The organism is Streptomyces sp. SCSIO 30461 (assembly GCF_037023745.1).
Classification (GTDB): domain Bacteria; phylum Actinomycetota; class Actinomycetes; order Streptomycetales; family Streptomycetaceae; genus Streptomyces.
Genome location: NZ_CP146101.1, coordinates 5138604 through 5157234 on the forward strand (window position 1 = coordinate 5138604; position 18631 = coordinate 5157234).

Here is an 18631-nt window from a genome sequence, read left to right on the forward strand (position 1 = left end):
CCCTGGGCGGCCGTGTGCGGCACGGGGCCGGAAACCGGTCCCGTGCCGCACCGCCGGCCGGACTACTTCTCCGTGACGCCCGCGGAATCGAAGGTCGCCACCTCGTGCATGGCCCGCGCCGCGCTCTGCACCAACGGCAGCGCCAGCAACGCACCCGTGCCCTCACCGAGCCGGAGGTCCAAGTCCACCAGAGGCCTCAGCCCCAGCTTGTTGAGGGCCGCCACATGGCCGGGCTCGGCGCTGCGGTGACCCGCGATGCACGCGGCGAGCGCCTCGGGCGCGACCGCCCGGGCGACCAGCGCCGCGGCGCCCGCCGAGACACCGTCCAGAATGACCGGGGTACGCAGCGAGGCACCACCGAGGATGAAGCCGACCAGCGCCGCGTGCTCCAGACCGCCGATCGCCGCGAGGACTCCGACCGGGTCCGCCGGGTCCGGCTGGTGGAGCTCAACGGCCCGCCGGACGACATCGACCTTGCGGGCGTGCATCTCGTCGTTGATACCGGTGCCGCGCCCGGTGACCTCAGCGGGTTCGGTCCCGGTGTAGACGGCGATCAGAGCCGCCGACGCCGTGGTGTTGGCGATACCCATCTCACCCGTGAGCAGCGCCTTGTTGCCCGCGGCGACCAGATCGCGGGCCGTCTCGATACCGACCTCGATCGCGGCGACGACATCCTCGCGGCTGAGCGCCGGTCCGGTCGTGAAGTCGGCCGTACCAGGACGGACCTTCCTCGGCAGCAGTCCGGGGGTGGCGGGCAGGTCGGAGGCCACGCCGACGTCGATGACGCAGACTTCCGCGCCGACCTGGTTGGCGAAGGCATTGCACACCGCTCCTCCGCCGAGGAAGTTGGCGACCATCTGGCCGGTCACCTCCTGGGGCCAGGCGGTGACGCCCTGGGCGTGCACTCCGTGGTCGCCCGCGAAGATGGCGACCGCCGCGGGCTCGGGGATCGGCGGCGGGCACATCCGGGACAACCCGGCGAGCTGCGCGGAGATGATCTCCAGCATGCCCAGCGCGCCCGAGGGCTTGGTCATCCGCTTCTGCCGCTCCCACGCCTCACCGAGCGCCTTGGCGTCCAGCGGACGGATGTTCGAGACGGTCTCCTGGAGCAGATCGTGCGGCTCTTCGCCGGGCAGGGCGCGGCGGCCATAGGTCTCCTCGTGGACGACCCAGGACAGCGGACGGCGCTTGGACCAGCCCGCCTGCATCAGCTCTGGTTCCTCGGGGAACTCGTCCACGTATCCCACACAGAGGTACGCGACGACCTCGAGGTGCTCGGGGAGCCCGAGGGCGCGAACCATCTCGCGCTCGTCGAAGAAGCTGACCCAGCCGACGCCGAGGCCCTCGGCGCGCGCGGCGAGCCAGAGGTTCTCCACGGCGAGCGCGGAGGAGTACGGGGCCATCTGCGGCTGAGTGTGCCGACCGAGGGTGTGGCGGCCACCGCGGGTCGGATCGGCGGTGACGACGATGTTCACCGGAGTGTCGAGGATGGCCTCGATCTTGAGTTCCTTGAACTGCTTCGCCCGGCCCTTGGGCAGCGACTTCGCGTAGGCCTCGCGCTGGCGCTGGGCGAGCTCGTGCATGGCGCGCCGGGTCTCGGCGGAGCGGATGACGACGAAGTCCCAGGGCTGGGAGTGGCCGACACTGGGCGCGGTGTGCGCGGCTTCGAGCACCCGCAGCAGTACCTCGTGCGGGATGGGATCCCCACGGAAGCCATTGCGGATGTCGCGGCGTTCGCGGATCACCCGCAGGACCGCTTCGCGCTCGGCGTCGCCGTAACCGGGTGCGGCGGCGGAGACGGGCTCAGTGTCACCCGCTGACGCAGGAGTCGCATCGGCGGTGTCGGCGGTGGCCGGGACGGTGGCCTCGGTGAGGGTCGTATCGGCTACGGCCGTGTCGACAACAGGGGCGGGGGCGGCCTCGGCGCTGTCCGCGTTCGTGCTTGCCCCGGTGTGCGCGCTGGTGTCGATGTTCGCGCTCGTCTCTGTGTTCGTGCCGGTCGTGCTGGTCGTGCTGGTCTGGATGTGCACCGCGCTCTCGGCGGCGGACTCCGGGAGGGCCTCGGGGACCTGCTGGGGTGTCGCCATGGCGGGCTCGGCTGCCACGGACTCGGCGGCCACGGACTCGGTTGCCTGCCGCGCTTCCGGTACCACGGCGACAGGAGGCGCACCGCCGTTGCGCGGTGCGGGGACGACGGGGACCATGTGCTCCGGCGCGGTGGGCGGCGCCGCAGGCTCGGTCGCCGTGACCTCGGATGCGGCAGCCTCAGGACCGACGGCGCCGCCGCCGGCCGTCTCGGCGGTCTCCACAGCGGCAGTCTCGACAGCGGCCGTCTCGGCGACCGGGGCATGCGCTGCGGTCCCGATGGGAGCTGCGGCGACGGGCACATTCGCGACTTCCGCTGCGCCCGGAACGGCCGTTTCTGCCGTTTCTCCCGCTTCGGATGTTTCCAACGCTTGCGGCGGTTCCGCCGTCTCCAGCACCTCTGCCGGTCCCGACGCCTGCGGTGCTTCCGGCATGTCCACGGGAACGTCGAACGACGGCACGGCGACGGGTGGCCACGGCGTCGCTTCCTGCGGTGCCGTGTCGGCGGACTGCGGCACGCCGGTGAAGTCCATGGGCTCGTCGCGGGGGACATCGAGGTACTCGGGGCCGGTGGTCGGCGGCCCCGCGTGACGCACCGCGATGGGGTGCGGCGGCGTGTGCCCTGACGGGGCATTGGCCGGTCCACGGTCCGCGAGCGAGCGCACCACACCACCGGTGGCGTCCGGCACCGGTGGGCCCATGTGCAACGGACGGCGTCCGGGCGGTGGCGTGGGGGTGGACGACGTGGGCGGAACGCGAACACCGCCGAGGTCGAGCGAGCCCGAGTCACGTCCGCCGGCCTCGTGCGCCCCTGTCTCGGGAACCGGCTGCTGGGAAACGGCTTGCTGAGGAGCGGCCTGCTCGGTTGCGACCGGATCGGGGGCCACGGGCGCCTGCTGCCCCGCGGCCGCCGCGGCGACGCTCGGCTCCACGGCCGCCTGCTGAGGCGCTGCGGGCCGAGGTGTGGGGGGGGCGGTCGCCGCAGCGGGCTGGTGCCCCGTCTGCTGCGGCACGACCTGCTCGGCCGAGGCGGGCTGCGGGGCGATGACGGGCTCGGCTGCCACGGGCACCTGAGGCTCGGACGTCACGGGCCGGGGCGACACCGGCTCGGTCGTGACCGGAGCGGCGACCGGATCCTGTGTCTGGTGCGCCGGCCCGGAAGGCGCGCCGGCCTGTGGCGCCGCGTGCTGTACCGCCGCCCGTACCGCCGCGGCCGCGGCATCGGGAGCCACGGTCCGTGCGACCGGGGTCGGGGCCTGCTGCGGCCCCGCAGGCGCGCCCGGCGCCCCGGTGGCGAAGTGCCCGCCGACGGGAGCCGCCGTCTGTGCCTCGCTCCAGGCGCCCTGTGCGCCCGGCATCAACAGCAGGTCGTCTTCCTCGGTGGCGGCTGCGCCTTCGGAGGGGTCCAGGAAGGTGTACGCGCCCGGAGCGGGGATGCCCGGCTGCTCCACCATGCCTGCGTTCTCCGGCAGCCCCTCGCCCGGGATCCGGCCGGTGTCGGTCATGCGTTCCCCTCGCCCATCGGTTGTGCTCCTTCAGACTTTCGCCCGGGGCGCCCGATCGCGGCACACAAGCACCCGTCATATCAAGAACGAGCATGTGTGCCGCGCGGCACGAAAGCCCGCAGACACCAGCATTGTCCTGGCCGTTCGCGTCCACGGCAGCAGGATCCGCCACGGTCGCCTGTGGACTGCGCCACGTTGCGCCTCCCCCAGTCGCGCCGTACCACACCGGGACCCAAATCGGCCCCCTCCTGCGAACTTTGGCCGGGGGGGGTTCCCCTGGGCCCTCCGCGGTGGCGGAGGGAGGAGCCAGGAGGCGGGGATCCATGCCCCACCTGCCGCGGTACAACGATCTGCCAGCCTACCGCGCCGGGGCGTGCCGCCAAGGGTCGGGGGCTCGATCAGGCCGGTGCACGCGCAGCATGCCGGACGGCCCGGTGCGCGGGGCGGAACCCGTCCGCCATCGCTCCGACGCACGGTGGCCGTGGCCGAGTCGGCGGTACGCCGGGATCGCGTCGCGTGCGCTCCCGGGCGAGTTCGGACATCGGGGGCCCACGTCGTCCTTCCCTGCGACGCCCGGTCTCAGTCCCGGCGGGCCTGTTCGCCCGAGAGCAGGAAGACGACGGAGCGTTCCCGCTCGGACCAGTCGTCGGGATCCAGCTGAACGGACTGGAGCAGGACGCACTCGACACGGTAGCCGCCGTCCGCGAGGGCGGCTGCGACGGCCTCGGCCTGGTCCCGGGTGGAGGCGTGGGTGACGATGCGTTCGGGACGGCGATCGACGCAGGCGCCGACCACCGGAACTCCCCCGCCGCCGATGCGGACCACGTCCGGTTCGGGAAGCCGCTCCAGTACGTGCGGCGCCTGACCCCGCACGGTCTGGAGCTGGACGCCATGGTGTCGGGCGGCGGCGGCGGTCCGGTCGCACGCGGCCGGATCGGCGTCGACGGCGATCACCGCGGCGCCGAAGCGCGCCGCGTCGACGGCCAAGTCGCCGCTACCGCAGCCGATGTCCCAGACCAGGTCACCGGGGCGTGGGCCGAGTCGGGCGAGCTGGGCCGCTCGCAACTGGACCGACTCGCCTTCCCCTGCCGGAGGCTTGCCGGGGGCCGGTGCCAGTGCCCAGCCGCGTGCGGCCGAGGGATAGCCGGGATCGCGACCGGCCACCCAGCCGCTCTTCGGAGCCGCCGCTGCGCCGCCGATGACGATGACGACATTCGGGTCGCGCCAGGAGTGGTCGGCGACCTTGTCGGAGGTGAGCACAGTGACCCGTTCACGCTCGGAGCCCAGTTCCTCGCAGATCACGAAGGTGCGATGGATGCCTTCCAGCAGCAGGGCCAGCTCGACCGGCCCGGCGCCGGGAGAGGTGAGCACGGCGACCTTGGGATGCGCCCGGCAGACGTTGACGGCCCGCCGCAGCGTGCGGCTCTGGGCTACGACGACTTGGGCGTCGTCCCAGGGCATCCCGGCTCGGGCGAAGGCGGCGGCGACCGACGAGACCGCGGGCACGACCTCGACCTCGAGTCCGTGGTGGGGCGCGCGTAGCTCGCGTACCACGCCGAAGAACCCGGGATCGCCGTCGGCCATGACGACGGGGCTGCCGCGGTGTCCCGCGATCCGGCGCGCGGCGAGGTCGACGCTGCCGAGCCGGATCCGCTCGGCGTTCGCAGGCACCTCGGGCAGTGCGAGGTGGTGGGCGGCTCCGGCGACGAGTGTGGCGGCGGACAGTGCGGACCTGGCAGCCGAGGTGAGGGGGGAACCGTCCCAGCCGATCACCGTGACCCGGTCGGCCATCGTCGTCTGTCTCCCGGTATTCGCTGTGGTAACCGCGTTCACAGAGGTCACTGTGCTCGCTGTACTGGCCGTTCTCGCCGCGTCGCCGCACAGGCGATTCGCCGCACCGCGGTCTCACCGCGTGTCGCGCCGGTGGCGCAGGTCGAGACCGTGAGCGTACCTGGTCTCAGCTCCAGTCCGCGAAGGCTGAATATCCGGTATCGCTCACCTGATCGGCGACGCCTTCGAGGTCCTCGGGGAGCAGGCTCCAGATGATGAAGTCGGTGCGCAGGTCGACCCAGGTCCCGTCGTCGGTGCGGGAGCGGGCTATACAGGCTCCGCGCAGGACGCCTTCGCTGATGCAGCCGATCCTCTGGGCGACCTGCTGGGACGCGGTGTTGTCGGCGGCGGTGCGCAGCTCCAGGCGCTCGAAGCCCTGATCGCGGAAGAGCCAGTGGGCGGTGGCGAGCGTGGCTTCGGAGGCGTAGCCCTCGCCACGGGCCCAGGGCGCGACGATGTACGAGACCTCGGTCGAGCGGACCCGCCAGTCGGTACGGGCCAGTTGGATCACGCCGACCAGGCGCTGGGTGAGGAATTCGGTGATGGCCAGATCGAGGCCGCGCCCCGCGGCGCGCTCGGTGGGCGCGTACGCGCTGATCCATTCCCTCGCGGCGGCCTCCGTGTAGGGCTGGGGCACGGCGGTCCAGGCGGCGACCTGCTCGTCGTTCATCATCTCGGCCAGAGCCGGGGCGTCAGCGGGTTCGAGGGCGCGCAGCATCAGCCGCTCCGTGCTGATGGAGATGTCCGGGAAGGGGGTAGTCATGCGCAGCTCCATGCCGAGACCGTCGTAAAGGCCGTACGCGTAAAGGCCCAGCATGCAACATCGACTGGCGGATGCGAATGGCCGGGGTCCGTACGCCCCGGCCACACCGAAGGCCCCGCGAACCCGCAGTGGGTTCGCGGGGCCTTCGACTTTCGACGGAGCAGCAAGTTCCGCTACGCCGAAGCCGGTTGGCGTACGGTGTTACGCGGCGGGCCCGAAGGCCGGGATGACCGAGCCCTTGTACGTGTCCTCGATGTACTTCTTCACCTCAGGGGAGTTGAGGAGTTTCGCCAGCTTCTCCACCCGCGGGTCCTTCTCGTTGCCCTTCTTGACGGCGAGGAAGTTGGCGTACGGGTTGCCTTCCGGCTTCTCCAGTGCGAGTGCGTCGTCGGCAGGCGCGAGATCGGCCTCGATGGCGTAGTTGCCGTTGATGACGGCGGCGTCGACGTCGTTCAGGGCACGGGGCAGCGTGGCTGCTTCCAGCTCCTTGAACTCCAGGCCCTTCTTGTCGGCGATATCGGAGAGCTTGGCATCGGTGCCGGCGCCCGGCTTGAGGGTGATCAGGCCGTTGTCCGCCAGCAGCTTGAGCGCGCGACCCTCGTTGGTGGTGTCGTTGGGCACGGCGATGGTCTGACCCGCCTTGATGTCCTTGAGGGACCGAGCCTTGCCGGAGTAGAGGCCGAGCGGCTCCAGGTGCACGTCGACGACCGGGACGATGGTGGTGCCGTTCTTCTTGTTGAAGTCGTCCAGGTACGGCTTGTGCTGGAAGAAGTTGGCGTCGACCTGACCCTGCTGCGTGGCGTTGTTCGGCAGCACGTAGTCGGTGAACTCCCTTACCTCAAGGGTGAGTCCCGCCTTCGCGGCCAGGTTCTTCCTGACGTACTCGAGGATGTCCGCGTGCGGGGTCGGCGACGCGGCCACGACGAGCCGCTCGTTCTCCGCCGCGGACTTGTCTCCGGAGCCGGACGTGGCGCCGGGATCGGAAGCGGTGCCGCAGGCGGTGAGGCCGATGGCCAGCGCGGTGGTGGCGGCTGCGATGGCAGCGAGCTTGGTGTACTTGCGGTGGTTACGCACGAAAAGTGCCTCTTTCTGGGTGATGCGGTACTGACGCCCGGACAAGGAGTGCGGGCTTGTGGCGTGCCGGTTGGAGCGGTGGGATGCTCAGGCGGTGCGACCTCGGCGGGCCAGCAGCCGTACCGCTCCGTCTCCGATGAGCTGAACGGCCGTGACGATGGCGATCAGGATGGCGACGGTGATGAGCATGAACGAGGTCTCGAATCGCTGGAAGCCGTAGGTCACGGCCTTGGACCCGAGGCCTTCACCGCCGACTGCGCCCGCCATCGCCGAGTAGCCGACGAGGACGATCACGGTGGTGGTGACGGCAGCGACGATCGAGGGCAGGGCCTGCGGAAGCAGCACCTTGCGGATGATCGTCGGTATGGAGCCGCCCATGGACTGGACCGCTTCGACCAGTCCGTGGTCGACCTCGCGGATCGCCGTTTCGACGAGCCGCGCGAAGAAGGGGATGGCGCCGACGGCGAGTGGCACGATCATGGCCGTCGGGCCGATGAAGGTGCCGACCACTGCGGTGGTGACGGGGATCAGCGCGATGAGCAGGATGATGAACGGCAGTGAGCGGCCGATGTTCACGATCACGCCGACGACCTTGTTCACGGCGGTGTTCTGGAGGAGTCCGCCTTTGTCCGTGAGCACCAGCAGAACACCGAGCGGCAGTCCGCCGATGACGGTGACGACTGTGGACCAGAGCACCATGTAGAGGGTGTCGATGGTGCCCTGGGTCAGCAGTGGCTGCATTTCCGGCCAGGTCACAGCGCCGCCTCCCTCACCGGTTCGGGGCGCGGCGTCGGGACGCCGCCCGGCTCGACATGCTCGATCCGGAGCCCCTGTTCGCGCAGGAAGCCGACCGGCACGACGTTGTCCTCGTAGCGGCCGGGCAGTTCGATGCGCATTCGGCCGATCTGCCGCCCGCCGACGGTGTCCATCGCGGCGCCGAGTATCGAGATGTCGATGTTGTACGTGCGTGAGAGCTGGGAGATCACGGGCTGGGTGGCGGTGTCGCCGTGGAAGGTGACATCGACGACCGTGCGGTCGGGGCCGGTGACGTCACCGGTCACCGGGAACAGCTCCCTGGCGAGCTCCGACCCGGGTGTGGCGAGCAGCTCGCTGACCGTGCCGGACTCCACGACCCTGCCCCGCTCCATCAGCGCGGCGGAGTCGCAGACGGACTTCACCACGTCCATCTCGTGGGTGATGAGGAGCACCGTGAGTCCGAGCTGACGGTTGAGGTCGCGCAGCAACTCGAGGATGGAACGGGTGGTCTCCGGGTCGAGGGCGCTGGTGGCCTCGTCGGAGAGCAGCACCTTCGGGCTCCCCGCCAGCGCACGGGCGATGCCGACGCGCTGCTTCTGGCCGCCCGAGAGCTGCCCGGGATATGCCCTGTCCTTGTCGGAGAGTCCGACGAGGTCGAGCAGTTCGAGGGCGCGCCGGGAGCGCTCGGCGCCGGTGACGCCGAGGATCTCCAGGGGGAGCTCGATGTTGTCCTTGACGCTCCGCGAGGACAGCAGGTTGAAGTGCTGGAAGACCATACCGATGCGGCTGCGGGCCTGGCGCAGTTCCCTGCCCGCGCGGTTGCCGCGTCCGGCGAGGGCCGTGAGGTCCGTGCCGTCGACGGTCACGGTGCCCGATGTGGGCCGCTCCAGCAGGTTGACGCAGCGGATGAGGGAGGACTTTCCGGCGCCGCTGCGGCCGATGACTCCGAAGACCTCGCCCTCCCGGACGTGCAGATCGACTCCGTCGAGGGCGGTGACGTCGCGGCCTCGCGACTGGTAGACCTTCGTGAGGCCCTTGGTGGTGATCACAGGATTTCCGTCGCTGTCGAGCGTCCGGCGCGGGGCGCGCCGGGCATGGGTGGTGTGCCGTCTTCGTCCGCCGGTTCGGTAAGGACGGACGCGGAGACACCGCACAGTCAGCCGGTGGGCGATGTGTGCACAGGGCGGGGGTCTCGCTTCGGGGCGCGAGACTCAGGCAGGGGCCCTCAGAAGGCGCACATTCGACACATACAGCGAGCACCGGGCGTCATGTTCGCCTCGGTCGCAAGGATGCGGCTGCTCGTCGTGGTCATGCGGGCCAGTTAACCAGACAAGCGTCCGACCTCCAGCCCGCTGTCCGTATTCCGGAATGGATTTGCTCGTAATGCGGACGGTGCAGGACGGCACCGCACTCGACACCAGGCCTCTGACCTGGCTTTCTGAGAGGAAGTACCGGCGACATATCTATCCGGTCAGCACCGCTCTCCCCGTGATCTGTGGTCAAGACCACGGAATCCGGCCCGGTGGGCCCCATGGCCCCGGGGGCCGCGCACTGCCGGTTCCGCGGCCCGTAATACTCTCGGCTGCATGCTCGACGCCCTGACGGTCGCCCTCTCGGCGACCGCCCTCGCCCTCGCCGCCTGGTGCGGCCACGCCGCGTACCGGAACCAGCCCACGAAGGACTGGCACTTCATCGGCATGGCCGTGGTGACGGTCCTGGCGCTGGCGCAACTGACGGCGGGCATCGTGCAGCTGGCTCGCGGCGAGCGGGCGGATCAGGGTTCGGTGATCTTCATCGCGTATCTGATCGGCGCCTTCGCAGCAGTTCCGGCGGCCGGTCTCCTCTCGCTGAGCGAGCGGACCCGCTGGGGCTCGGTCACGGTGGCGGCGGGCGCGGTGGTGCTCGCGGTGCTGGAAGTGCGGCTCTACGACATCTGGAAGGCCTGAGCATGGCGGACTCCACGCACCCCCCTGCAGACACCGGTTCCGGCGCGAGCACCAGTTCCGGTTCGGGCACGAGCAGCGGCACCGCGGACAGCAACACGGAGCGGCGGCCCGAGGGGCCGCGGACCCGGCTGGTGAGCGGACCCGGACTGCTGGTGGTGTGGCTCTACGGGGTCATGTCGGTGGGTGCCGTGTCTCGCTCCGCCTACCAGATCGCCACCGAGTACGAGCACGCGCCGCTCGCCTACTCGCTGTCGGCGATGGCCGCCGTGGTGTACGCGTTCATCACGTACACCCTGGTACGCGGTGGTGAGACGGCCCGCAGAGCAGCACTGGTCTCCTGCGCCGCCGAGTTGGTGGGCGTGCTGACGGTGGGGTCGTGGACGCTGGCCGACCCGGCCGCGTTCCCGGATGCCACGGTGTGGACCGACTACGGAATGGGTTATCTCTTCATCCCGGTACTACTGCCCGTCACCGGGATGCTCTGGCTGCGCAAGTCCCGGCGCTGAGCCGGGACCTGGACCGTCCCATGTGCCCGGCGGGCGTCACGCGCCGGTCGTGTACTCCCTGCGGCCGACGCTCTTCTCCAGCGTGATCACGGTCAGCCGGGGCCCTGCCGCCAGCTCCGACACCGGTGCGTAGCCATGACGGCGGTAGAGGCACAGATTGCGGTCACTGCGGTGACCGGTGAAGAGTTGGAAGCGCTTGGCGGCGGAGTCCGCGGCGAAGTGCGCCTCGATCGCGCCCAGCAGTCGCCCGCCGAGGCCATGGCGCTGCATACGCGGATGGACGATGAGCTTGGCGATCCGCGCGACGCCCGCCTCGTCGACCTCACCGCGCACCGAAGCGATCACCTCGTCGCCCAGCCGGGCGACCAGCGCGTGGCTCCGGGCCAATTCGGCCCTGAGGTCGTCGAGGGTCTGGGTGAGGGGCTCGATGCCGTAGTCGCCGTAGAGTGCCGCCTCGCTCTGATAGCACAGGTACTGAAGCTTGAGGATGTGCTCGGCGTCCCGAACCGTCGCCGCTGTGATGCTCACGCTCATGCCCATGTGTGGCGCGCCTCCGCTCACCTTCACCCGGTTGTCTACCGCTCCTTTCCCCGGAGTCCAGGAGCTGCAACCTCTGCCGCGAGCATTCTGCGCAGACATCCCAGGCAACGGGAACGCATCGGTCCCAGACTTCCCTGTGAGATACCCAACTGTCCTGCGATTTCCCGGTAAGTGGGGTCCGACGGGGACAGCAGTGCCGTCAGCAGCCGCGGGCACGGTCCGGGTGTACGAGCCACCGCAGCATGGATCGCGCGGTGCCGCTCGGCCGCGAGTACCGCCCGCTCGGGGCAGTCCTCGCGGCCGAGCGGCTCCGGGACCTGTTCGTCGCCGAAGGACCGCTCCCGCAGGGCTCGCAGGCGGGCCGTGCGCGCCGCGTCGCGCACGGCTCCCCGCACCCAGGCCCCCGCGTCCCGGGGCGGTCCCCCGGCGTCGAGCCGCTCAAGCAGGCGTACCCACACGTCTTGTTCGAGGTCCGCCGACTCCAGGGCCCCGTCCTGTGCCTCGGCGTCGGCCTCCGCGGCGACTAGCGGCCGCAGCGACTCCACCAGCAGGCACGGCCGGGATGGTGACATGACGGGATCAGGGCTCATGCCCCGCGTGACGTCCTCAGACGTCGGGGGGGTTCCGTCATGCCCCTTTCTCACTCGACCGAATGAGCGAGGGCGTCAGCCGCTGACGAAGTCCTCCCGTGCCAGCAGTCCGGTGTCCGCCTGGTCGGTGAATATGCCGTCGATGCCCTGCTCGAAGTAGACCTTGAAGGCGCCGAACGCGTCGCCGTAGGCGTTGGGGTCGGTGCCGCGCCGGAAGTCGGCGGGCAGGAAGGCGTTCTCGTTCCGCATGGTGTACGGGTGCAGGATCAGGCCCTTGGCATGCGCGTCCCGGACGAGGGTGGTCGGCGTGCCGAGCCTGCCGTCGGCGTCCCTGGGGATGATCAGGTCGAGCGTGGGGCCGATCCCCTGGGCGTACGAGGCGATCCACTCCAGGCCGTCGGGCTTGACCAGGTCCGCGACTGTTCGCGGGTCGCCGGACTGGACGAAGTCCCACGGCCTGGTGGAGGCGCCGGAGAGCAGCACCACACGCGGCGACGAGACCGACCGTGCCAGCCGCTGGATGCTGCTGGGCTCGAAGGACTGGAGGAATACGGGCGAGTCCGCGCGGTGGCGCCCGTAGCGGCGCAGCAGCTTCGAGAGCCGCTCCTCCAGTCCGAGGCCGACACCCCGGAAGTACGAGGGGTGCTTGGTCTCCACATGCAGCCACACCGGGTGGCCACGCCTGCGCCCCTCCTTGTCGGCCCACCGCAGGACCTCTTCGAAGGTGGGGATCTGCCAGCGGCCGTCGTAGAGGGTGTTCTCCCGACGGGTGGCCGGGATGCGTTCCTCGGCTCGCAGGGTCTTGAGCTCGGCGAGTGTCAGGTCCTCGGTGAACCAGCCGGTGATGCTGACGCCGTCGATGGACTTGGTGGTCCTGCGGGAGGCGAACTCCGGGCGGGTGGCGATGTCCGTCGTGCCGGTGATGTCGTTCTCGTGGCGGCAGACCAGATGGCCGTCCTTGGTGGGCACGAGGTCCTGCTCGATGACATGCGCGCCCATGTCGAGGGCGAGCTGATAGGAGCCGAGGGTGTGCTCGGGCCGGTAGCCGCTGGCGCCGCGGTGGGCGATGACCGCGGGAACGGGAAGGCGGCGGCCGTGGCGCACCTCGCCGGGGGTGGCGGCGGCCTTGGCCACGCCCGTGCCGACCGCCCCGAGAGCCGCCGTACCGGCCACCGCCGCGCCCAGCAAGGTCCGGCGTCCGGGTGTCGTGTCTGCGACCTGAGCCATGAGTGATCCTCCGTCGGGCCCCTTCGGCGGGGCATCGGGAAACCGCGTGCGTGGCCGTCCACGCTAGGTCCCGGGGCGCTACCCGAGGGAGATCCAGGGCAAACGCGTCCCAAACTCAGGTCAACACTGTGTATCTGGTCCGTGAACCCCATGTGCGCCGGACCCTGACCCGCGAGTATCGTCCTCACCTGCAAGGACTTTGTCGGCCGCACCCGCCGGATGCGCACGAGCCGAAAGCACCCCTGCGGCGGTTCCCGGCTCCGAAGGCCGGGGAGAGAGAAGCAAGTCCTGCCAGAGACCGCTCCACGACTTCGGAGGACCCGTTGTCCCGCTTGTCGCTCATCAAGGCAGTGCTAGGACCGTTCCTGCGCCTGATGTTCCGCCCCCGGGTGGAAGGCGTCCAGCACATCCCAGCGGACGGTCCCGTGATCCTCGCCGGCAACCATCTGACGTTCATCGACTCGATGGTCCTGCCCCTGGTATGCGACCGGGCGGTGTACTTCATCGGCAAGGACGAGTACGTCACCGGCAAGGGCCTCAAGGGCAGGCTGATGGCCTGGTTCTTCACCGGGGTGGGCATGATCCCGGTCGACCGGGACGGCGCCAACGGCGGCGTCGCGGCTCTGATGACGGGGCGCCGGGTGCTGGAGGAGGGCAGGGTCTTCGGTATCTACCCGGAGGGCACCCGCTCCCCCGACGGGCGCCTCTACCGGGGCCGTACCGGCATCGCCCGGCTGACACTGATGACGGGTGCGCCGGTGGTGCCGTTCGCGATGATCGGCACGGACAAGCTCCAGCCCGGCGGCAAGGGCATTCCGCGCCCCGGCCGGGTGACGATCCGGTTCGGCGAACCGATGGAATTCTCACGCTACGAGGGCATGGACCGTGACCGCTATGTGCTGCGGGCGGTGACCGACTCGGTGATGACCGAGGTGATGCAGTTGTCCGGCCAGGAGTACGTGGACATGTACGCCACCAAGGCGAAGGCGGCCTGAACCGAGAGCCCTGGCGGGCACGTATACGACGCGGTTCCCTAGGGCGTGTTGCGAAAGTGGCTCCGTCCGCCCGCAGGGCGGGGCCTGCGGCGTCTGATGCGTGCGATCGCAAGGCGGAGGATCATCCTCGTACTGGACGTACGTGGATGACTCCGACAACGCAGCGAGCGTGCGTGCCAGGCGTCGCGGGTCAGGAGGGACTTTCGCAACACGCCCTAGAAGATCACTGAAAATCTCGGGTTTGGGCCCCGCGGGTGGCCCCGCGGGGCCAGACTGCTGTGTGTGCAGGGGGAATGGGCCGGGGAGACGGTCGGGCCGGATGTGTGGGAGACCTGCCGGGAGCTGATCCCGGCAGGGAGTGTGTTCGCGTTCCTGGCCGAGCACCGCGAGCGGCTGCTGCCGCCGGAGATGTTCGCGGACATGTACCCCTCGGCCAACGGGCGGCCGAGCCTGCCGCCGCAGGTGCTGGCGACGGCGGTGGTGCTGCAGAGCCTGTTCGGGACCTCGGATGTGGAGACCGTGCTGGAGCTGCGGTGCGACCTGCGGTGGAAGGCGGCGTGCGGACTGGGGCTGAACGACACGGCGTTCGACCCGTCGCTGCTGACCTACTTCCGGCGCCGCCTGCAGCGGTCCTCGGATCCGGGGCGGATCTTCACCCGGGTCAAGGAGGTCGTGGCCGCCACCGGCATCCTGCGCGGGAAGCGGCGCCGCGCGCTGGACTCCACGGTGTTCGACGACGCGGTGGCCACCCAGGACACGGTCACCCAGCTGATCTCGGCGATCCGCCGGGTGATCCGCGAGGTCCCCGGCGCCGGCCGCGTCGCCGCCGGGCATTGCACCGCTCACGACTACACCGACCCGGGCAAGCCGAAGATCGCCTGGGACGACGAGCAGGCCCGCGCCGGGTTGGTGGACGCGCTGGTCACGGACGCGCTCAACCTGTTGGGCCGCCTGCCCGAGCAGGAGCTGGGCGAGCGGGCCGCGAACGCGGTCGGCCTGCTGGCGCTGGTCGCGGGCCAGGATGTGGAGCCCGCCGAGGGCTCCGACGGGCGCGACGGGCGCTGGCGCATCACCCAGGGGACCGTCCGCGACCGCGTGGTGTCCACCGTCGATCCCGAGGCCAGGCACATCCACAAGAACCGCACCCGCCACCAGGAAGGCTTCAAGGGCCACGTCGCCGTCGAGCCGGAGACCGGCTTATTCACCGAGGTCGCCCTCGCCGCGGGCTGCGGCCCCGAGAACCACGAGGCGAAGATCGCCGAGGACCTCCTCGCCGCCGAGGACGAGCCGTGCGAGGTGCTCGGCGACTCCGCCTACGGCACCGCCGACCTGCGCGACCACCTCGAACAGCAGGGCCACGACGCCGTCCTCAAACCACCCCCGCTTCGCGCGGCCGTGCCCGGCGGCTTCACCAGCGACGACTTCCACATCGACACCGAGAACGGCCAGGTCACCTGCCCTGCCGGGCACATCGTCCCCCTCGGCAAGCCCCGGAAGACCGGCTTGCGGCAGGCTCAGTTCAAGAAGCTGTGTGCCGGCTGCCCGCTGCGCGAACGCTGCACCACCTCCAAGACCGGCCGCGTCCTGCAAGTCCACCCCCAGCACCAGCGCCTGGCCGACGCCCGTGCCCAGGCCACCGACCCCGCCTGGAAAGACACCTACCGCCGCTGGCGGCCACCCGTCGAACGCGGCATCGCCTGGCTGACCACCAAAGGCAACCGCAGACTGCGCTACCTCGGCACCCTCAAGAACGACACCTGGCTCCGCAACCGAGCCGCCGCCCTCAACCTCCGACGGCTCGTCAACCTCGGCCTCGAAGTGGCCGCCGACGGCACCTGGACCCTGACCCCGGCCACACCGTGAAGCACGGAGGGCGGCCCCGCCACCGGCGGACCGCCCCCACAACAAGATTTTCAGCAGCCTTCTAGGCGGCCCGGGCGTCAGTGCTCGACGCCGTCAGCCAGCTTCTGGCCACGCAGCAGGAACCAGGCGACGACCGCGGTGGCCACCAGAACCGCCGCGCCCACACCGGACGCGAGCCGCATGCCCTCGACGAACGCCTCCTGGGCCGCACCGACCAGCGCGGCACCCTGCTCCTGCGGCAGGTGCGCCGCGGCCTCGACGGCGCCGCCGAGCGATTCATGGGCCGCGGACACCGCGTCCGACGGCACACCGGCCGGGGCGGCGAAGCCCCGGTAGACGCCCGTCACGATCGAACCGAGCAGCGCGATACCGAGTGCGGCGCCCAGTTCATACGCCGTCTCGGAGACCGCGGACGCGGCACCGGCCTGCTCCTTCGGAACGGCCGAGAGGATGACATCAGCCGTGACCGTGAAGGAGAACCCGGCACCGGCGCCCACCACGAGCAGGGCGGCACCGAGCACCGGATAGCCGGTGGATTGGCCGATCACGGTCAGCACGCCGAGTGCGAGGCCGACCGCACCGAGCCCGCCGGCCACCACCGACCGCACGGAGAACCGCCTGGCGCACCGCCCTGCGATCAGACCGGTGACCACGGCGCCGATCGCGGCGGGAAGCTCGGCGAGGCCCGCTTCGAGTGGCTGCCGGCCCTGGACCAGCTGAAGGAACTGGGACAGGAAGAACACCAGTCCGGACAGCCCGAGGATGGTCAGCAGGTCGGCGAGCACCGCGGCGGAGAAGCCACGGTGACGGAACAACCGCATGTCCAACAGCGGCGATGGCAGCGTGAGCTGCCTGCGGACGAAGCCGTGGAGCGCGCCCGCGCCGATGAGCAGCGCGGCACCCGCGGTCCAGGTGAGGCCCTCACTGGCGGCCTCCTTGATCGCATACACGACACCCACGATGCCGATGAGGGACAGGGCCACGCTGACCAGGTCCCAGGGCCCGGCGACCGGGTTCCTGGACTCGGGCAGCAGCTTGATGCCGACGAGGACCAGCACGGCCATCACGGGGAGGTTGATGAGGAAGACCGATCCCCACCAGAAGTGCTCCAGCAGGAATCCGCCGACGACGGGACCCACGGCGGCACCCGCCGATGCCATCGCGCCCCAGATGCCGATGGCGATACTGCGCTCGCGCGGGTCATGGAAGATGTTGCGGATCAGGGCGAGGGTCGCGGGCATCAGCGTCGCACCGGCGACACCGAGCAGCGCCCGGGCGAAGATCATCATCTCGGGGGTGTCGGCGTACGCGTTGAGGACGGAGATCGCGCCGAATGCGGTGGCGCCGGTCAGCAGAAGCTTCTTGCGGCCTATTCGGTCGCCGAGGCTGCCCATGGAGACCAGGAGTCCGGCGATGACGAACGAGTAGACGTCGCCGATCCACAGCAACTGGGTGCCGGACGGCTGGAGGTCCTCACTGAGGAAGGGCGTCGCGAGACCGAGCACGGTCGCGTCGACGGCGACCAACAGCACGGCCAGCACCAGGACCGCCAGTGCGAGCCAACGCCCAGGGCGGTATACGGTGTTGTCCGTCCCGCTCGTGCGCTGGGCGGTACCGGTGGTCATTTCTGCACACTCCGTCGTGCTCCGCCGAGCAGCAACTCGGCGATCATGAATTGAAAGTCGTTCTTGGCCACCCGACCGTCCATGGCGGCCCAGGCGCAGCTGCCGATGAGGCCATAGAGCGCCTCCGTGAGCCAGGCGGCCGGGAGGTCGATCCTGAAGGCACCCTCCTCCTGGCCTCGCCGGAAGAGCGCGGACACTCGCGCGTCGAGCCTCGCCCATCCTTCGTCGATCTCGTTCCCCTCGAACAGCTCGTTCTCGGTGACAAGGAAGGCGAGCAGTTCCGCGACCGGCTCCATCTCGGCGATCAGGCGGCGCAGCCCGTCGACCGTGTCGCCCCGGTCGATCCCGGCCCGGTCGACGGCCGCCTCGAATTCCTGGATGCCCAGCGCTTCGAGCGCCTTGACCAGGGCCGCCCGTCCCGCGAAATGCCGGTGCAGGGTGGCGCGCCCGATACCCGCGGCGCGTGCGACCTCGTCCATCGTCGCGGTCGATTTGCGCGCGAGGACGGTGGCGGCAGCGCGCAGCACCTGTTCACGATCCATGGCCATGAGACAAGCATACACCAAATGAGACATGAACGTCTCACGCGATAGTTCGATGCCTCAAAGGAGGCTGGAAAGGATCATGCGGATATGAGACCGCTGCTGCTGATCGACGTGGACGGGCCGCTGAATCCCTACGGGGGCAAGCCCGAGCGACGCCCCGACGGCTATACGACCCACCGCGTACGACCCGGCTGCTGGACCGGTCCGAAGCCGCTGCGAATCTGGCTCAACCATGGACACGGCGAGGTACGGCTGAATACGGGCCGTCGTCTTCAGCTCGCCCAGCGCGCCCGCGGGAGCCGGACCTCGGAGGAGGCTTGTCTCGAAGTCGGATGTGAGCTCGTGACAAGATCGCGAGATGCTGCGACTCACCGATTTCATTATCGACTGCCCGGACACGATGAAGCTGGCGGCTTTCTACTCTGAGGTGACGGGCCGTCCGATCAAGGAAGGCAGCTCCGAGGACTGGGCTGGCATCCAGTTCGGCGAGATCGAGCTGGCATTCATCCGGGTGGCCGACTATCGCGCTCCGCAGTGGCCCGACAGCGAGCACCCCAAGCAGTTCCACCTCGACTTCGAAGTGGACGAGATCGAGTCCGAGCAGCGCCGCGTCCTCGACCTCGGCGCGACGCTGAGGCAGGACTTCATCGGCCCCAACGGCTACGGCTGGCAGGTCTACACCGACCCGATCGGCCACCCCTTCTGCCTGTGCCGCAACAAGGGCGTCATCTGGACCGACCAGGGCCCGATCTGGCCCAAGCGCGACTGATCAGATTCCGGT

The 18631-nt window shown here is 70.2% G+C and carries 16 protein-coding genes; 5 read left to right on the plus strand and 11 right to left on the minus strand.

Annotated elements, in window-relative coordinates:
- Positions 1 to 62 precede the first annotated feature (62 nt).
- The 6 genes from cobT to V1460_RS23000 form a co-directional block, all read right to left on the minus strand.
- The gene (gene cobT, locus V1460_RS22975; RefSeq protein WP_338675502.1) at positions 63 to 3590 is read right to left on the minus strand and encodes a nicotinate-nucleotide--dimethylbenzimidazole phosphoribosyltransferase; all 3528 of its coding nucleotides are present in this window, start codon (positions 3588 to 3590) and stop codon (positions 63 to 65) included.
- Positions 3591 to 4169: 579 nt separating this feature from the next.
- Positions 4170 to 5381, minus strand: a complete 1212-nt coding sequence (gene cbiE, locus V1460_RS22980) for a precorrin-6y C5,15-methyltransferase (decarboxylating) subunit CbiE (protein WP_338675503.1) — start codon at positions 5379 to 5381, stop codon at positions 4170 to 4172.
- Between the two features lie 166 nt (positions 5382 to 5547).
- Positions 5548 to 6183 carry a GNAT family N-acetyltransferase gene (locus V1460_RS22985; RefSeq protein WP_338675504.1) on the minus strand — a complete coding sequence of 212 codons (636 nt, stop codon included), beginning with the start codon at positions 6181 to 6183 and terminating at the stop codon, positions 5548 to 5550.
- A gap of 201 nt (positions 6184 to 6384) precedes the next feature.
- Positions 6385 to 7257: a MetQ/NlpA family ABC transporter substrate-binding protein gene (locus V1460_RS22990; protein WP_338675505.1), complete on the minus strand. Its 873-nt coding sequence runs from the start codon at positions 7255 to 7257 to the stop codon at positions 6385 to 6387.
- A gap of 87 nt (positions 7258 to 7344) precedes the next feature.
- A complete protein-coding gene (locus tag V1460_RS22995) occupies positions 7345 to 8013 on the minus strand; it encodes a methionine ABC transporter permease (protein WP_338675506.1) in 669 nt (222 codons plus the stop codon).
- Positions 8010 to 9062 (minus strand): ATP-binding cassette domain-containing protein, encoded by a 1053-nt coding sequence (locus V1460_RS23000; RefSeq protein ID WP_338675507.1) that lies wholly within the window; start codon positions 9060 to 9062, stop codon positions 8010 to 8012. Before V1460_RS23000 ends, V1460_RS22995 begins: the two co-directional genes overlap by 4 nt.
- A 537-nt stretch (positions 9063 to 9599) precedes the next feature.
- On the opposite strand from V1460_RS23000, the gene V1460_RS23005 reads away from it, so the two are divergent.
- Both V1460_RS23005 and V1460_RS23010 read left to right on the plus strand, forming a co-directional pair.
- Positions 9600 to 9959, plus strand: a complete 360-nt coding sequence (locus V1460_RS23005) for a hypothetical protein (protein ID WP_338675508.1) — start codon at positions 9600 to 9602, stop codon at positions 9957 to 9959.
- A 2-nt stretch (positions 9960 to 9961) separates the two neighbouring features.
- Positions 9962 to 10465: a hypothetical protein gene (locus V1460_RS23010; protein ID WP_338675509.1), complete on the plus strand. Its 504-nt coding sequence runs from the start codon at positions 9962 to 9964 to the stop codon at positions 10463 to 10465.
- Positions 10466 to 10501: 36 nt separating this feature from the next.
- Here the strand turns inward: V1460_RS23010 and V1460_RS23015 are convergent, their stop codons facing one another.
- The 3 genes from V1460_RS23015 to V1460_RS23025 form a co-directional block, all read right to left on the minus strand.
- Positions 10502 to 11005 carry a GNAT family N-acetyltransferase gene (locus tag V1460_RS23015; protein ID WP_338675510.1) on the minus strand — a complete coding sequence of 168 codons (504 nt, stop codon included), beginning with the start codon at positions 11003 to 11005 and terminating at the stop codon, positions 10502 to 10504.
- A gap of 35 nt (positions 11006 to 11040) precedes the next feature.
- Positions 11041 to 11595 carry a sigma-70 family RNA polymerase sigma factor gene (locus V1460_RS23020; RefSeq protein WP_338675511.1) on the minus strand — a complete coding sequence of 185 codons (555 nt, stop codon included), beginning with the start codon at positions 11593 to 11595 and terminating at the stop codon, positions 11041 to 11043.
- A 75-nt stretch (positions 11596 to 11670) separates the two neighbouring features.
- Complete coding sequence (locus V1460_RS23025) at positions 11671 to 12822, minus strand: glycerophosphodiester phosphodiesterase (RefSeq protein WP_338675512.1); 1152 nt, start codon at positions 12820 to 12822, stop codon at positions 11671 to 11673.
- 323 nt (positions 12823 to 13145) lie between these two features.
- On the opposite strand from V1460_RS23025, the gene V1460_RS23030 reads away from it, so the two are divergent.
- Together V1460_RS23030 and V1460_RS23035 are read left to right on the plus strand one after the other, a co-directional pair.
- Positions 13146 to 13817 carry a lysophospholipid acyltransferase family protein gene (locus V1460_RS23030; protein WP_338675513.1) on the plus strand — a complete coding sequence of 224 codons (672 nt, stop codon included), beginning with the start codon at positions 13146 to 13148 and terminating at the stop codon, positions 13815 to 13817.
- Between the two features lie 282 nt (positions 13818 to 14099).
- Positions 14100 to 15680, plus strand: coding sequence for an IS1182 family transposase (locus V1460_RS23035; protein WP_338671414.1), 1581 nt, complete (start codon positions 14100 to 14102; stop codon positions 15678 to 15680).
- A gap of 77 nt (positions 15681 to 15757) precedes the next feature.
- Here the strand turns inward: V1460_RS23035 and V1460_RS23040 are convergent, their stop codons facing one another.
- Together V1460_RS23040 and V1460_RS23045 are read right to left on the minus strand one after the other, a co-directional pair.
- Positions 15758 to 17305, minus strand: a complete 1548-nt coding sequence (locus V1460_RS23040) for an MFS transporter (RefSeq protein ID WP_338675514.1) — start codon at positions 17303 to 17305, stop codon at positions 15758 to 15760.
- Positions 17302 to 17853, minus strand: a complete 552-nt coding sequence (locus V1460_RS23045; protein ID WP_338675515.1) for a helix-turn-helix domain-containing protein — start codon at positions 17851 to 17853, stop codon at positions 17302 to 17304. The genes V1460_RS23040 and V1460_RS23045 overlap by 4 nt, the downstream gene beginning before the upstream one ends.
- A 355-nt stretch (positions 17854 to 18208) precedes the next feature.
- On the opposite strand from V1460_RS23045, the gene V1460_RS23050 reads away from it, so the two are divergent.
- Positions 18209 to 18619, plus strand: coding sequence for a VOC family protein (locus V1460_RS23050; RefSeq protein ID WP_328929976.1), 411 nt, complete (start codon positions 18209 to 18211; stop codon positions 18617 to 18619).
- The last annotated feature ends 12 nt before the right edge of the window (positions 18620 to 18631 follow it).